At 66.4% G+C, this 15,500-nt stretch carries 14 protein-coding genes; 8 read left to right on the plus strand and 6 right to left on the minus strand.

What is annotated here, in order from left to right; all coding sequences use genetic code 11:
- Entirely contained in the window at positions 1–843 is an 843-nt protein-coding gene (locus tag KVP70_RS01315; RefSeq protein ID WP_217940212.1) for an NAD-dependent protein deacetylase, read from the minus strand.
- 110 nt (positions 844–953) lie between these two features.
- Here KVP70_RS01315 and KVP70_RS01320 point away from each other — a divergent pair, with 110 nt between their 5' ends.
- The 6 genes from KVP70_RS01320 (at position 954) to KVP70_RS01345 (ending at position 6,145) form a co-directional block, all read left to right on the plus strand.
- Positions 954–1,538, plus strand: coding sequence for an RNA polymerase sigma factor (locus tag KVP70_RS01320; protein WP_217940213.1), 585 nt, complete (start codon positions 954–956; stop codon positions 1,536–1,538).
- Entirely contained in the window at positions 1,535–2,227 is a 693-nt protein-coding gene (locus KVP70_RS01325; RefSeq protein WP_217940214.1) for a zf-HC2 domain-containing protein, read from the plus strand. The genes KVP70_RS01320 and KVP70_RS01325 overlap by 4 nt, the downstream gene beginning before the upstream one ends.
- A complete protein-coding gene (locus KVP70_RS01330) occupies positions 2,224–3,567 on the plus strand; it encodes a S8 family peptidase (RefSeq protein WP_229224512.1) in 1,344 nt (447 codons plus the stop codon). Before KVP70_RS01325 ends, KVP70_RS01330 begins: the two co-directional genes overlap by 4 nt.
- Positions 3,564–4,265: a TorF family putative porin gene (locus KVP70_RS01335; RefSeq protein ID WP_217940215.1), complete on the plus strand. Its 702-nt coding sequence runs from the start codon at positions 3,564–3,566 to the stop codon at positions 4,263–4,265. Before KVP70_RS01330 ends, KVP70_RS01335 begins: the two co-directional genes overlap by 4 nt.
- 83 nt (positions 4,266–4,348) lie before the next feature.
- Positions 4,349–5,395 carry a TIGR03118 family protein gene (locus tag KVP70_RS01340; protein ID WP_229224513.1) on the plus strand — a complete coding sequence of 349 codons (1,047 nt, stop codon included), beginning with the start codon at positions 4,349–4,351 and terminating at the stop codon, positions 5,393–5,395.
- 132 nt (positions 5,396–5,527) lie between these two features.
- Positions 5,528–6,145 carry an FxDxF family PEP-CTERM protein gene (locus tag KVP70_RS01345; RefSeq protein ID WP_217940216.1) on the plus strand — a complete coding sequence of 206 codons (618 nt, stop codon included), beginning with the start codon at positions 5,528–5,530 and terminating at the stop codon, positions 6,143–6,145.
- Positions 6,146–6,190: 45 nt separating this feature from the next.
- On the opposite strand, the gene KVP70_RS01350 is transcribed toward KVP70_RS01345, so the two are convergent.
- The 4 genes from KVP70_RS01350 to ppsA all read right to left on the minus strand — a co-directional run bounded on the left by KVP70_RS01350 (position 6,191) and on the right by ppsA (position 10,613).
- Positions 6,191–6,607, minus strand: coding sequence for a DUF4259 domain-containing protein (locus tag KVP70_RS01350; RefSeq protein ID WP_217940217.1), 417 nt, complete (start codon positions 6,605–6,607; stop codon positions 6,191–6,193).
- Positions 6,608–6,619: 12 nt separating this feature from the next.
- The gene (locus KVP70_RS01355; protein WP_217940218.1) at positions 6,620–7,570 is read right to left on the minus strand and encodes an SPFH domain-containing protein; all 951 of its coding nucleotides are present in this window, start codon (positions 7,568–7,570) and stop codon (positions 6,620–6,622) included.
- 22 nt (positions 7,571–7,592) lie between these two features.
- The gene (locus KVP70_RS01360; RefSeq protein ID WP_217940219.1) at positions 7,593–8,015 is read right to left on the minus strand and encodes an NfeD family protein; all 423 of its coding nucleotides are present in this window, start codon (positions 8,013–8,015) and stop codon (positions 7,593–7,595) included.
- Between the two features lie 168 nt (positions 8,016–8,183).
- A complete protein-coding gene (gene ppsA, locus KVP70_RS01365; protein ID WP_217940220.1) occupies positions 8,184–10,613 on the minus strand; it encodes a phosphoenolpyruvate synthase in 2,430 nt (809 codons plus the stop codon).
- 154 nt (positions 10,614–10,767) lie between these two features.
- On the opposite strand from ppsA, the gene ppsR reads away from it, so the two are divergent.
- Positions 10,768–11,616 carry a posphoenolpyruvate synthetase regulatory kinase/phosphorylase PpsR gene (gene ppsR / locus KVP70_RS01370; RefSeq protein ID WP_217940221.1) on the plus strand — a complete coding sequence of 283 codons (849 nt, stop codon included), beginning with the start codon at positions 10,768–10,770 and terminating at the stop codon, positions 11,614–11,616.
- A gap of 1 nt (position 11,617) precedes the next feature.
- A complete protein-coding gene (locus KVP70_RS01375; RefSeq protein ID WP_217940222.1) occupies positions 11,618–12,943 on the plus strand; it encodes an amidohydrolase family protein in 1,326 nt (441 codons plus the stop codon).
- A gap of 35 nt (positions 12,944–12,978) precedes the next feature.
- Here the strand turns inward: KVP70_RS01375 and KVP70_RS01380 are convergent, their stop codons facing one another.
- On the minus strand, positions 12,979–15,432 hold the full coding sequence (locus KVP70_RS01380) for a catalase (protein ID WP_217940223.1): 2,454 nt from the start codon (positions 15,430–15,432) through the stop codon (positions 12,979–12,981).
- Between the last annotated feature and the right edge of the window lie 68 nt (positions 15,433–15,500).

A 15,500-nucleotide genomic window follows, 5' to 3' on the forward strand; every position in this document is an offset into this window, starting at 1 on the left:
CTACAACAGGCGCGGCAGTACCTCGCTGGCCGTCGCCGCCACTTTCAGGCCGATCAGCTCGTCCGCCCGGGTCTTGCCCAGGTTGATGGCGGCGATCGGCTTGCCGGTCGCCGCCGCCAGCTTGCAGAAGCGGTAGCCGGAAAACACCATCAGCGACGAACCCACCACCAGCAAGGCGTCGGCCTGCTCCATCATGGCTAGCGCGGCCGCCGTGCGCGGCGCCGGGATGTTATCGCCGAAGAAGATCACGTCCGGCTGCAGCGTGCCGCCGCAGGCGTCGCAGCTGGGCATGTGGAAATCCTGTAAATCGTTTAGCTCGATTTCGGCGTCGCCGTCGGGACGGGCTTCCGGCACCACGCTGTCCGCGCCGGCCGCCGCGCTGGCGGCCTGCCCCGGATTGGCCTCGACCAGCCAGCGCTGGATGTCGGCGCGCCGGTGCAGCGCGCGGCAGTCCAGGCAGACCACGCCGTGGATATTCCCGTGCAGCTCGATCAGCCTGCTGGTGCCGGCGCGCTGGTGCAGGCCGTCGACGTTCTGGGTGATCAAGGCACCGATGCGGCCGGCCGCTTCCAGCTGGGCCAGCGCCTGGTGGCCGGCGTTGGGCGCGGCCTGGGCCAGGGTCGGCCAGCCGGCCATGCTGCGCGCCCAGTAGCGGCGCCGCACCGCCTCGGACTTGCGGAAATCCGGCCCCTGGATGGGCGTGCGGCCGCGGCGCACGCCGTCCTTGTCGCGATAATCGGGGATGCCGGAGGCGGTGCTCAGGCCGGCGCCGGTCAGCACCAGCACGCGCCGGTGCCGCCGCAGGAAGCCGGACAGATGGTCAACTTGTTGGTTCAGGTTCATGCCGCCATGTTAGCCGAGAATCGCGGTGGTAGCATGGGACCATTAAATTTCCCAACTTGTAGAACCGTTTTCGCTCGGCAAGGTATTAACGGGAAAATGGAGGATGGCGGATGCAACAGGAACGGGGCCGGACCAGCGGCCCGTACACGGAATCGGAAGAGGTGCGCCTGCTGGCCAGGATAGCGGGCGGGGACCGTGTCGCCTTCGAAGCGCTGTATCGGGCGTATTTTCCGCGCCTGTCGCGCTTCATCGGCCGCATGGCGCGCAACGCGGCGCTGATCGAGGAAGTGGTCAACGATACCATGTTGGTGGTCTGGCAAAAGGCCGCCAGCTTCGACGGCAGCTGCAAGGTCTCCACCTGGGTCTTCGCGATCGCCTACCGCAAGACCTTGAAGGGCTTGAAGGCCAGCGACGAACCGGTGGAGTCGGACGCCTCGCTGTACGAGGACGACAGCGGCAACCAGCCGGAGCAGACCATGAAGCGCCAACAACTGCGGCAGACGGTGGCCGAGGCGCTGGACCAGCTTCCGGCTGCCCAGCGCGCCGTGATGGTGCTAACCTACTACCACGACATGGCCTACAACGATATCGCCGACGTGGTGGAGTGTCCGCTGAACACGGTAAAGACCCGCATGTTTCATGCGCGGCACAGATTGAAGGATTTGTTGTGGAACGAAAGAGAGAGCAACCGATGAACGGGCGCATCTTCAGAATGGACATTCCGGCCCACCAGGCGGTGCAGGAGTTGCTGCCCTGGCATGCGAGCGGGCAGCTGGCGCCGGAGGAAGCGCAGCGGGTGCGGGAGCATTTGCAGACCTGTGTGGAATGCCGGCGCGAACTGGAATGGGAACGCGAACTGCGCGCCGAGGCGGCCGCCTCCGACGCCATGCCGGAAGGCGTGGACATGGAGCGCGCCCTGGCGCGGCTGATGCCCGCGCTCGGGCCGCAGGAACACGGCGGCACGCCGGCGACCCTGCCGTCGCCTGTGGCCGGCACTAGCGCCGGGCGTGTATCGTGGTGGCGCACGGCGGCGGCCAACCAGCCGTCGTGGCTGCGCTGGACCATGGCCGCGCAATGGGTGGCGATCATCGGCCTGGGCGCGCTCCTGCTGCGTCCGGACAACGCAGCGGCGCCCTACCGCGTGCTCGGCTCGGCCGTCAGCAGCGGCGGCAACCTGGTGGTGATCTTCCAGCCCGACACCACCGAACGCGAGCTGCGCCGCATCCTGCAAGCCCAGGGCGCCCGCGTCATCGACGGCCCGACCGTCACCGACGCCTACTTGCTCAACGTGCCGGCCGCCGGCCGCGAACGCGCGCTGCAAAGCTTGCGCGCCGATCCGGCCGTCAGGCTGGCCGAAGCACTGGACGGGAGTGGCGCGCCTTGAACACCTACTGGCTCCGGCTTGGCGTGCTGCTGGCCTGCCTGACGGGGCTGGCCGGGAGTCCGCTTGCCGCCGCGTTGGAGCAGGCGGCGCCGCCGGCCGGCGATGAAACGCTGCGGCCCGTGCTGGCGCCCGCTAGCCACGTCCCCGGCGAGCACCAGTTGCTGGTGATGCTGCGCCTGCCGGCCACCCACTTCCGCCCGGACGCCAGCTACGGCGGCCGCTACATCGACGACAGCAGCCGCGCCGCGCGCCGCCGCCGCGCCGAGGAGCTGGCGCGCCAGCACGGCCTGACACTGGTGGACGACTGGCCGATGCCGGTGCTGGGCCTCGATTGCTACGTGATGCGCTATCCGGACCAGGACAGTGCCGAGCGCATCATCGCCAGCCTGGCGCGCGATCCGCAGGTGGAATGGGCGCAGCCGGTAGCGAGTTTCGAGGGCATGGCCAGCGATGGCCCGCCGCCGCCAGCCGCCGACGCGCTGTACCCGGTCCAGCCCGCCGCCCGCTACTGGCACGTGGCCGAGCTGCACCGCCAGACCACCGGCCGCGACATCCGCGTGGCCGTGGTCGACAGCGGCATCGACGCCAGCCACCCCGACCTGCAGGGCCAGCTGGCGGTCAACGCCAACTTCGTCGACAACGGCGCCACCCCGGCCGAGAACCATGGCACCGCCGTGGCCGGCATCATCGCCGCGCGCGCCGGCCACGGCGGCATCCTCGGCGTGGCGCCGCAGGCCCGTCTGCTGGGCTTGCGCGCCTGCTGGCAGCAGGCCGACCTGGCCACGCGCTGCAACAGCTTCACGCTCAGCAAGGCGCTCAACTACGCCATCCTGAACGGCGCCCAGATCATCAACCTCAGCCTGGCCGGGCCGCCGGACCGGCTGCTGGACCGGCTGCTGGACGTGGCCATGGAACGCGGCATCGGCGTGGTCGGCGCGGTCGACGCCAAGGCCAGCGGGGCGGCCTTCCCGGCCAGCCATCGCGGCGTGCTGGCGGTCGCTTCACAGGCCGAGGCCGGCAAGCAGTACACGCCGGGCGCCAGCAACGGCGATCCGCCGCTGCTGGCGCCCGGCAACGACGTACCGACCACGGCGCCCGGCGGGCGCTGGTCGTTTGTCAGCGGCAGCTCTTACGCGGCGGCCCACGTCAGCGGCATGCTGGCGCTGATGGCGCAGCTGCAACCGAACGCCACGACGGCACAGTTACGGCGCCTGCTGCAACCGGGCGAAGCGCTGAACACTGTTAATATCGACGCATGCGCCACCATCTCCCGCCTGCTCCGTCATTGCAGTTGCTCGTGCTCCGCCGCCGGTCTCACGCAACGTGGCGTCGGCCCGTGACGCTGCGCGCCACCCTCGCCCTCCTTGCGATACTGCCCGTCCTGCCCATACGGCCGGCCCTGGCGCAAACCGATATCAGCGGCAGCGTCGCGCTGCAATCGGATTACCGTTACCGCGGCCAGTCGCTGGGCGACGACCGGCCGTCGCCGCAGCTCACGCTCAACCTGGACCACGCCAGCGGCTGGTACGCGGGCTTGTTCGCCAGCGGCTTTTCGATCGGCGATGTGCACGGCGCCAAGCTGCAGGCCTATGGCGGCTATGCGCTGCGGCTGCGCTCGGGCTGGAGCGTGGAAGCCGGCTGCAGCCGCTCGACCTACACCCAGCTGCACGACAACGACTTCAACGAATGCTACGCGGGCGCGTCGGGCGAGCGCGTCACCGCGCGGCTGTACTACGCGCCGCGCTACCTGGGCCGCATGGCGCGCGCCTGGTACGGCGAGGCCAATCTGTTCTACCCTGTCCATCCCCGCTTCAACCTGATCGCCCATGCCGGCCTGCTGCGCACGCAGCGCGGCGCGGATTGGGCCGGCATGCCGGCCAGTTCGCGCTACGACCTCCGGCTCGGCGCCAGCATCCCGTTCGGCAACTGGACGGTGCAGCTGGCACGCGAGCAAACCCAGGACGACACACTGCGCTACAACAACTACCCGGTGCGCTCGCCGCGCGCCTGGGTGCTGGGCGCCAGCTACGCTTTCTGACGATTTATTCGCGCGGCGCGGGAACCGTGCGGCGGCGCGCGGGAATCCACGGGACATCAACCCTGATCCCGAAAGGAGTCGCCATGCGTACCCGCAACTACACCACCCTGAGCGTCCTGTTCCTGTCGCTGTCCGCCTGCGGAGGCGGTGGCTACGATACGCCGATGGCGCCGCCGGCCGTCGCCAGCCATTTCAAAGTCGGCAACCTGGTCGGCGACACCGCCGGCAGCGCCGCCCAGGCCGACGCCAAACTGGTCAACGCCTGGGGCATCGCCTTCAATCCGACCGGCTTTGTCTGGGTCGCCAACAACGGCAGTTCCACCTCTACGCTGTACGACGGCAACGGCGTGGCGCAAACGCTGGTGGTGGCCACGCCGCCGGCGCCGACCGGCATCGTCTACAACGGCAGCGGCGATTTCCACGCCAGTCCCTTCCTGTTCGCCACCGAGAGCGGCAAGATCGCCGCCTGGTCGCCAGCGGTGGACCGCAACAACGCCCTCACCGTGGTGGACGGCGCCGGCGTGCAGGCGGTCTACAAAGGCCTGGCCATCGCCACCTGGAACAACGCCAACTACCTGTACGCCGCCGATTTCCACAACAACCGCATTGACGTGTTCGACGCCGGCTTCAACAAGGTGACACTGAGCGGGGCCTTCCGCGACAGCACGCTGCCGGCCAACTACGCGCCGTTCGGCATCCAGGCGGTAGGCGACCGCATCTACGTCGCCTACGCCCAGCGCGAGAGCGGCGGCGATGACGAGGTGGCCGGCGCCGGCCTGGGGGCGATCGACGTGTTCGACACCGCCGGCAACCTGGTCAAGCAACTGGTCAAGGGCGGCGCGCTGAACGCGCCGTGGGGCATGGCGCTGGCGCCGTCCAACTTCGGCAGTTTCAGCGGCAAGCTGTTGGTGGGGAATTTCGGCGACGGCAAGATCAACGCCTACGATACGGCCAGCGGCGCCATGAGCGGCACGCTGTCCAAGGCCGACGGCAGCGCCATCGTGATCAACGGTTTATGGGGCATCGCCTTCGGACCGGGCGTCAACAACCAGCCCACCAACACGCTGTTCTTCGCCGCCGGGCCGGGCGACGAGACGCATGGGCTGTACGGACGCATCGATATGTTGTGATGCGGCAATAACGTGGTTTTCCGCCGCCGCCCGAAAAAATCGCTGGCCTCGATACGATTACCGAATTACAATAGTCGTGTTTTATAAGAAATAAAAATTACCAACAAACAACACCACGGGGAAATAACAACGATGCAAACCACGAAACTGATCAAATCCGTCGCACTCGCTGCCCTGCTGGCTAGCGGCAGCGCCTTTGCCGCACCGGTCGAATTGCTGCTGAACGGCAGCTTTGAAGCCAACGTCCAGGCGGCAGGCACTTGGGCCAACTACGACAACCTGACCGGTTGGACCGGTGGTACGCACGGTATCGAGCTGCGCAACCACGTGTTTGGCTCGGCCGCCAACGGCGTCAACTTCGTCGAGCTCGACACCTACAAGAACAGCAGCATGACCCAGACCGTGCAGACCGTGCTCGGCCAGCACTACACGCTGAGCTTCCAGTTCCAGGACCGCATCAACGTGCCGACCTCGTCGCAAGGCCTGTCAGTGGACTGGGGCGGCGCCGAGATCGCCCACGTCAACGATTCGCTGAACGGCGCTTGGGAAACCCGCACCTATACGCTGATCGGCGACGGTTCGGCGATGAAGCTGAAGTTCATCGCCACCGGCCGCAGTGACAGCCTGGGCACCTCGCTAGACAACGTGTCGCTGACCAGCGCCGTGCCTGAGCCGGAAACCTATGCGATGATGCTGGCCGGCCTGGGCCTGGTAGGCTTCGCCGCCCGCCGTCGCAAAGCAGCCAAGTAATTCCGGCCGCAATCAAAAAAACGCCCCTCGGGGCGTTTTGTCGTTTCAGGGGGCGATGCGGCCGCGCAGCTCTTCCACCGCCGCGCGCCAGTCGGCGTAATGCTCGCTGTCGGCCCATAGTTCGCGCAGCTCGGATTGCTCGGACAGGATGCGTTCGATAGCGCGGCCCGCCTTCTCGGCCAGGTCGGTGCGCACGCGGGCCTTGGCCTTGCGCGCATCCACCCATTCATCGACCGCCGCGCTGTCCTCGCTGCGCTCGCCGCCCTTGCCCTGCAGGCGCGCCAGCACTTCGATCGCCACCAGCGCTTCGGCCGCGAACGGCGCGTCCAGCGTCTCGCCGGCGTTGTCCAGCGCCGTGTCCAGCGTGTTTTCCACCGCCTCCAGGTTGCTGATCTGGCCCAGGTCTTCCGCCCAGTCCTGCGCATAATCGTTGCCGAATGCGTCTACCGCCCATGTTGCCATCGTTGCTCCTCCTTACGCCTTGGCCGGCTTGACCAGCGGACCATCCTTCTGCGATTTGACCACCTGCATGGCGGTGGCGATCAGGCCGCTCATCTCGCCCAGGTTGGCCGGGATGATGATCGAGTTGTTGGTCTTGGCCAGTTGCGAAAAGGCGCCGACGTACTGCTCGGCCACCTTCAGGTTGACGGCATCCTCGCCGCCCGGTTCGCGGATCGCCGCGCCCACCTGGCGCAGCGCCGACGCATTCGCCTCGGCCAGCGCGACGATCGCCGCGGCCTGCCCCTGGGCGCGGTTGATCGCGGCCAGCTTGTCGCCTTCCGAACGGGCGATCTGCGCTTCGCGTTCGCCATTGGCGATGTTGATCTGCTCCTGCTTGCGGCCTTCCGAGGCCGAGATCAGCGCGCGCTTTTCGCGCTCGGCGGTGATCTGCGCCTGCATCGCGTGCAGGATCTCTTTCGGCGGCGTCAAGTCCTTGATCTCGTAGCGCAGCACCTTCACGCCCCAGTTGGCGGCCGATTCGTCGATGGCGTTGACGATGGCGGTGTTGATGTGGTCACGCTCTTCAAACGTCTTGTCCAGTTCCATGCGGCCGATCACCGAGCGCAAGGTGGTCTGCGCCAGTTGCGTGATGGCGGTGATGTAGTTGGACGAGCCGTACGAGGCGCGCATGGCGTCGGTGATCTGGAAGTACAGGATGCCGTCCACCTGCAGCTGCGTGTTGTCGCGCGTGATGCAGACCTGCGGCGGCACGTCGAGCGGGATCTCCTTCAGGATATGCTTGTAGGCGATGCGGTCGACGAAGGGAATCACGATGTTCAGCCCGGGGCCCAGCGTGGCGTGGTACTTGCCGAGCCGCTCGACCACCCAGGCATGCTGCTGCGGGACGACGTTGATGGTCTTGAAGACGAACACCAAGGCCAGGATGAAGATGATGAAGCTGACATTGCCGAAACTGATATCCATAAAGCTCTCCGGTGGGTAAATCTTAAGCCGCCACGATCAGGCGGCTGCCGCGTACTTCGCGTATCGTGAATTGGCCGGGCGCCGGCGTCATGCCGGGCGCCAGTTCCACATCCCACAGCGCGCCGCGATACATCACGCGGGCCGCGCCGTCCTGCCAGGCAGGCACATGCACGGTCTGGCCGATGTCCATGTTGACGTTGGGGTCGTGCTCGGCCTTGGCGCGGTTAATCAGCTTGCCGAAGCGGCTGCGCCGCAGCAGCACGGTGGCGGCGATGCCCACCACGGCCGCGAACAGCGTCTGCAGCGCCATGCCGAAGCCCAGCAGCGCCGCCAACGCGCCGGACACCAGGCCGATGGCGATCATCAGCAGGTAGAACGTTCCGCTGAACAGTTCCAGTATCACGGTGGCGCCGGCGGCGACCAACCAAAAGCTCCAGTCAGCCATGATGCACTCCTCTCAGGTTTAAAAATGCAAAAACCCCCGCTTCCCGGTGCGGGCTGCGAGGGTTTTTGCTGCAAGGTCCGTTGGTATTGATAGTGTTATTTGCAACTCAATTCGATAACACCAGTCTAAACCAATTTACGCCTGCGTCAACGTATTTCAACTTAACGATTACTTTTGCATCGCCGCCAGCTTCTGCCAGGTGTCGATCACCGAATCCGGGTTCAGCGACATCGACTCGATGCCCTGCTCCATCAGCCAGACCGCGAAGTCCGGATGGTCGGAAGGACCCTGGCCGCAGATGCCGATGTACTTGCCCTTGGCGCGGCAAGCCTTGATCGCCATCGACAGCAGCGCCTTGACCGCCGGATCGCGCTCGTCGAAGTCGGCCGCCAGCAGCGCCATGCCGGAATCGCGGTCCAGGCCCAGCGTCAGCTGGGTCAGGTCGTTGGAACCGATGGAGAAGCCGTCGAAGTGTTCGAGGAACTGGTCGGCCAGCAGCGCGTTCGATGGCACTTCGCACATCATGATCAGGCGCAGGTCGTTTTCGCCACGCACCAGGCCGTTCTTGGCCAGCAGGTTGACGACTTTCTCGGCCTGGCCCAGGGTGCGCACGAACGGCACCATGATCTCGACGTTGGTCAAGCCCATGTCGTTGCGCACGCGCTTCATGGCCTGGCATTCCATTTCGAATGCGCCGGCAAAGTCGGCCGCCAGATAGCGCGCCGCGCCGCGGAAGCCCAGCATCGGGTTTTCCTCGTCCGGCTCGTAGCGCGAACCGCCGATCAGCTTCTTGTACTCGTTGGACTTGAAGTCCGACAGGCGCACGATCACCGGTTTCGGCCAGAAGGCGGCGGCGATGGTGGCGATACCCTCGGCCAGCTTGTCGACGTAGAAAGCTTTCGGCGAGGCGTGGCCGCGCGCGACCGACTCCACCGCTTTTTTCAGGTCGGCGTCGATGTTCGGGTATTCCAGGATCGCCTTCGGATGCACGCCGATGTTGTTGTTGATGATGAACTCAAGACGCGCCAAACCAACGCCGCCGTTCGGCACCGACTGGAAGTCGAAAGCCAGCTGCGGATTGCCGACGTTGAGCATGATCTTGGTCGGCAGCTTGGGCAGCTCGCCGCGCGACACTTCCGAAATTTCCGTTTCCAGCAGGCCGTCGTAGATCTTGCCCTCGTCGCCTTCGGCGCAGGACACGGTGACGAAGGTGCCGTCCTTGAGGATCTCGGTGGCGTCGCCGCAACCGACCACCGCAGGCACGCCCAGTTCACGGGCGATGATCGCCGCGTGGCAGGTACGGCCGCCGCGGTTGGTGACGATGGCCGAAGCGCGCTTCATGACCGGTTCCCAGTTCGGGTCGGTCATGTCGGCGACCAGCACGTCGCCCGGCTGCACGCGTTCCATGTCGGCCGGGTCGTGGATCACGCGCACCGGACCGGCGCCGATCTTCTGGCCGATGGCGCGGCCGGAGGCCAGCACCGTGCCGGAGGACTTCAGCTTGAAGCGCTGCTGCACGTCGGTCGCCTTCTGCTGCGACTTGACGGTTTCAGGACGCGCCTGCAGGATGTACAGTTTGCCGTCGCGGCCATCCTTGCCCCACTCGATGTCCATCGGACGGCCATAGTGGTTTTCGATGATGACGGCGTACTTGGCCAGTTCCACCACTTCGGTGTCGTTCAGCGAGTAGCGGTTGCGCAGCTCGACCGGCACGTCCACGGTCTTGACCGAACGGCCAGCCTTGGCTTCGTTGGTGAACTCCATCTTCAGCAGCTTGGAGCCGATGTTGCGGCGGATGACAGGCGATTTGCCTTTTTCCAGCATCGGCTTGTGGACGTAGAATTCGTCCGGATTGACCGCGCCCTGCACCACCGTCTCGCCCAGGCCGTAGCTGGAGGTGACGAAGACCACGTCCTTGAAGCCGGACTCGGTGTCGATGGTGAACATCACGCCGGCCGCGCCCAGGTCGGAACGGACCATGCGCTGCACGCCGGCCGACAAGGCGACTTCGGCGTGGGTGAAGCCTTTGTGGACGCGGTACGAAATCGCGCGGTCGTTGTACAGCGAGGCGAAGACGTGCTTCATCGCGTCGAGCACGTTTTCGATGCCGACCACGTTGAGGAAGGTCTCCTGCTGACCGGCGAAGGAAGCGTCCGGCAAGTCTTCGGCGGTGGCCGAGGAGCGCACGGCGAACGACATCTCGGTGGCGGAATCGGCCACCAGCTGCTTGTAGAAGGTCTCGATTTCCTGTTGCAGGCGGGGCTGGAACGGGGTTTCGACGATCCACTGGCGAATCTCGGCGCCCGCTTGCGCCAGCGCGCGCACGTCGTCGATATTCAGGTCGGCCAGGCGGTCGGCGATGCGGTCGGCCAGCGGTTTGCCGCCGGCTACGCTGTGCGACAGGAAGTCGCGGAAGGCCTGGGCCGTGGTGGCGAAGCCGCCCGGAACCCGGACGCCGGCGCCAGCCAGTTGGCTGATCATTTCGCCTAATGAGGCGTTTTTGCCGCCGACGGATTCAACATCCGTCATGCGCAAGTTTTCGAACGATGCGACATAAACCGCTCCGTTGCTTTGCTCCTTCAATGCTGCGTTGGACATAGTGACACCCTTTTGATGATAGAAATCTTCCAGCGAGGCGCAGACTTTGTTTCTTGTTATTCTGGTCGTCGTGCAGCACAATCTTACCTATGGCGCCCATTCTACAGCCTGCGGCCCAAATTGACGATTCACAATAATGACAGGCTTACTCTACATGACACAAGAACAACGACCTCCCCTGCCCGCGGCAGCCCGCACGGTCTTCTTCGTTTCCGACGGCACCGGCATCACGGCTGAAACCTTTGGTCACTCGGTTTTGACCCAATTCGAGCTGCGTTTCCGCCAGATCCGGCTGCCGTTCATCGACACGCTGGACAAGGCGCACGACGCGGTACGAAAAATCAATGAAGCGTTTGAAACCGACGGTCAACGTCCGATTATCTTTTCGACCTTGGTCAAGGCCGAGCTGTCGGACGTGATCCGCCTGTGCAAGGGCATGTACATGGACATGTTCCAAACATTTGTTGCGCCATTGGAACAGGAACTGGGCGCCAAGTCGACCCACACCATCGGCCGCTCGCACAACATTGTCGACAGCGAGGAATACAAGAACCGCATCGAGGCGATCAACTTCTCGCTGGCGCACGATGACGGCCAGTCGCACAAGAACCTGTCGTCGGCGGACGTGATCCTGGTGGGCGTGTCGCGCTCGGGCAAGACGCCCACCAGCCTGTACCTGGCGATGCAGTACGGCATCAAGGCGGCCAATTATCCGCTGATCCCGGACGATTTCGAGCGCGGCAAGCTGCCGTCGTCGCTGTACGAGTTCAAGTCCAAGATCTTCGGCCTGACCATCACGCCGGAGCGTTTGTCGGAGATCCGCAACGAACGGCGCGCCGGCAGCAAGTACGCGGCGCTGGAAAACTGCCGCTACGAGGTCAACGAGGCGGAGATGATGATGAAGCGCGAAGGCATACGCTGGCTGTCCTCGACCACCAAGTCGATCGAGGAAATCTCCACCACCATTCTGCAAGAGATCAAGCCCAACCGGCGCGAGTACTGAGATGCGCCTGATTGCGCTGCTGTTCGCCGCCTTGGCGCCGGTCGCGGCGTGGGCGCAATCGACCGCCTTCGTGCACGTCAACGTGCTGCCGATGGACGGCGAGCGCGTGCTGCGCGACCGGACGGTGCTGGTCAAGGATGGCCGCATCGAAGCGGTTGCCGCGGCGCTGCCTGCGCCGGCCGGCTACCGCGTCGTCGATGGCCACGGTGCGGCATGGCTGTCGCCCGGCCTGGCCGACATGCACACCCACTCCGAGACCCGCAATGACATGGCGCTGTACCTGGCCAACGGTGTTACCACGCTGCTCAACATGGGCGGTGCCCGCGCCAACCTGGTCGACAGCATCGTGCCGGCCGTGGCGCGCGGTGCGCTGCCGGGGCCGCATGTCTACGCCAGCCTGATGGTGGACGGCACGCCGGACTACAACGGCTTGCAGGTCAAGACCCCGGCGCAGGCGCGCGCGGTGGTCGACCTGGCGGCCGCCAACGGCTACGATTTCATCAAGGTGTATGTGGGGCTGGCGCCGGATGTGTTCAGCGCACTGGCAGAAGCGGGTCGCGCCCAAGGCCTGCCGCTGGTCGGCCATGGCGTGACGACGGTGCGGCTGGAGCGCCAGCTGGCACAGGGCCAGGTGCTGGTCGCGCATCTGGAGGAATTCTTTTACACCTATTTCACTGCGCCCGGCGTGCAGGAAACCGATGCGCCGCCTGATGAGGCGCGCATCCCCGAAGCGGTGGCGCTGGCCAAACGCCATGGCGCGGCGGTGATCGCCGACCTGGTGACCTACCGGGCGATCGCCAGCCAGCTCGGACATCCCGAGGCGCTGCGGGCCATACTCGCCGCGCCGCAGACGGCCTACGTGGCTCCGGCCGACGTGCAGACGTGGCGCCGCAGCGGCTACGGCGGCAAGTCGGCGCGGCTGGAGGCCAAGCTGGCCTTCCTGCGTCGGCTGGCCAAGGCGCTGGCCGACGGTGGCGTCGAACTGCTGTCGGGCACCGACGCGCCGACCATACCCGGCGTGGCGCCGGGCTATTCGCTGCACGACAATCTGGCGGAACTGGAAGGCGGGCACCTGAGCCGCTACCAGGCGCTGGCAACGGCCACCAGCGCGCCCGGCGCCTTCATCGCCCGCACCAAGGGCGGCGTACCGTTCGGGCAGGTGGTCGCAGGCTATCGCGCCGATCTGGTGCTGACCGAGCACAATCCACTGGACGGGCTATCGACCCTGCGCACGCCGCTGGGTGTGATGGCGGAAGGCCGCTGGCGCGACCGCCCGTCCCTGGCATCGTTGCTGGACGGCGTGCGCAGCAGCTATCAGCCGGACTGACGATACTGCGCCGAAGGCCCTGCGCGGGAATGACGTCAAACGCGCGGCGGATCGGTCTCGCGGGCGTAGACGCGTCGACGCGCCAGCGCCGTCTCGAACAGCGCCAGCACCGATTCGCCGACGCCGCGCTCCGCCACGATGACGCCGGGGTCCGGCTCGCCGTCCGGCAGATCCTGCGGAATGCCGGCCGCGTACAGCAATTGCGCGCCGTTGCCGATCGCCAGCAGCGGCTTGTCGTGCCGGTATTGCAAGCGCAGGAACTCCTGCGCCGCGACGTCGCGGTTGAGCTGCGTACCGCCCGGCGTGTCGCTGTGCGGCGTGTCGGCCGCCGCCAGGCCGGCGTAGGCGTCGTCGCGGTCCGGCACGATGGCGCCATCCCACAGCACCGACGGCCCCGTCTCAAAGCTGATCTCCACATCCAGGTCCGTACCCGGCAGCTTGCCTATGCGCTCGCCGATCAGGCGCGGCACGGCGCCGCCGTCCAGCAGCGCCGCGTACAGCCGCCTCGCCTGCTCCGCATCCACGCCGGGCGCCACCAGCAGCGCCACCTTCAAGGTCTTGATGCCCGTCGTGCCGGGGCGGCTGAACAGCGACAGCGACGGCGACGGCGGGTAGTCATGCATCGGCAAATCGGTGGCCAGCGGCAGCGCCGGCGGCACCGCCATGCCCAGGCCGTCCGCCACGCCGGCCGCCAGCTGTTGATCAACATTGACCAGCCCCGCCACCATGCGGCGCCGGATCGCCGGCGTCTGCACCCGCGTCAGCTCGAAGCGGAAGGCGGCGATGATGTGGTTCTGCTCGACCGCCGTCTGGCTCTTCCAGAACAGCCGCGCCTGCGAATAGTGGTCGGCGAACAGCTCCGGCTTGCCGCGCACCTTGCTGGCCGCCACCGGCTCGGGGAAGCTGACGTAACCCTTGGCGCCGGCCTGGAACGGACAGCCGCCCGCCAGCGAATTGGGCTCGTAGCTGACCCGCCCGCGGTTGATCGACTGCCGGTGCATGCCGTCGCGCTGGTTGTTGTGGATCTGCGCGACCGGGCTGTTGATCGGAATCTCGTGGAAGTTCGCGCCGCCCAGGCGCGAGATCTGCGTGTCGATGTACGAATGGATGCGTCCCTGCAGCAGCGGATCGTCGCTGAAGTCGATGCCCGGCACCACATGCGCGGCGCAGAAGGCCACCTGTTCGGTCTCGGCGAAGAAGTTGTCGGGATTGCGGTCCAGTACCAGCCTGCCGATGGGCTGCACCGGCGCCATTTCCTCCGGCACGATCTTGGTCGGGTCGAGGATATCGAAGGGGAACTGCGCCGCCTGCTCGGCGGTGAAAGTCTGCACGCCCAGCTCCCACTCGGGGAACTGGCCGGCCTCGATGGCCTCCCACAGGTCGCGGCGGTGGTAGTCCGGGTCGGCGCCGGTCAGGCGCGCCGCCTCATCCCACACCAGCGAGTGCGTGCCGGCCGTCGGCGTCCAGTGGAATTTGCAGAACAGTGAGGCGCCCTGCGCGTTCACCAGCCGGAAAGTGTGCACGCCGAAGCCCTGCATCATGCGGTAGCTGCGCGGGATCGCGCGGTCGGAGGTGTGCCACATCAGCATGTGCGTGATCTCAGGGCTGAGCGAGGCGAAGTCCCAGAAGGTGTCGTGCGCGCTGGCCGCCTGCGGCATGCCGTTGTGCGGCTCGGGCTTGACCGAGTGGATCAGGTCCGGGAACTTCATCGCGTCCTGGATGAAGAACACCGGCATATTATTGCCGACCAGGTCCCAGTTGCCTTCGTCGGTGTAGAACTTGACGGCGAAGCCGCGCACGTCGCGCACCGTGTCGGCCGAGCCGCGCTCCCCCGCCACCGTCGAGAAGCGCACGAACACCGGCGTGCGCTTGCCGGCCGCGCCGAACAGCGAGGCGCGCGTGATGGCCCTGTGGTCGGCGTAGCTTTCAAAGTAGCCATGCGCCGCCGAGCCGCGCGCGTGCACCACGCGCTCCGGGATGCGCTCGTGGTCGAAGTGGGTGATCTTCTCGCGCAGGATGAAGTCCTCCATCGCGGTCGGGCCGCGCAGGCCTATCTTCAGGCTGTCCTGGTTGTCGGCCACTTTCACGCCCTGGTTGGTGGTGAGTTCACGGCCGCTGTCGTCGACCCGCACGCGGTCCAGCGGACCGTCCAGCGGATTGGCGCCGAGGTCGGGCTGGCCGTCGCCGTCCTTGGGCGAAGCCACCGTCTCGGTGCTGGTGCTGGCGGTGGCGAAGGCGCTCGACGGCGTGCGCGTTTCGCCCGCGTGCGGGGTGAATGCTGCATCGCCGTATTCGAGCGGCTTGGTTTCGTTGAACGGCATCGCGGCGGCAAGCTGCTCGTCGCTGGTGACTTTTTCCAGCAGCTGTTCGGCGATCGGATTCGGAGGGCCGAGCCGGGAGGGCTGCGGCGGTTCGGCGGGTCCCGCCACTGTGCTGAGTATCGAGCCGGCGCCGTCTACCGCGCCGCTATCGTCTTTGGAGTGAGCCATGTCGCACCTCGTCTGAGTATCGCCGGCCCGGACGGACGGCGGATATTCAGTGTGCTTTTCTTGGCTGC

Origin of the sequence: Duganella violaceipulchra (assembly GCF_019166075.1) — a bacterium.
Taxonomy (GTDB): Bacteria; Pseudomonadota; Gammaproteobacteria; order Burkholderiales; family Burkholderiaceae_D; genus Rugamonas; species Rugamonas violaceipulchra.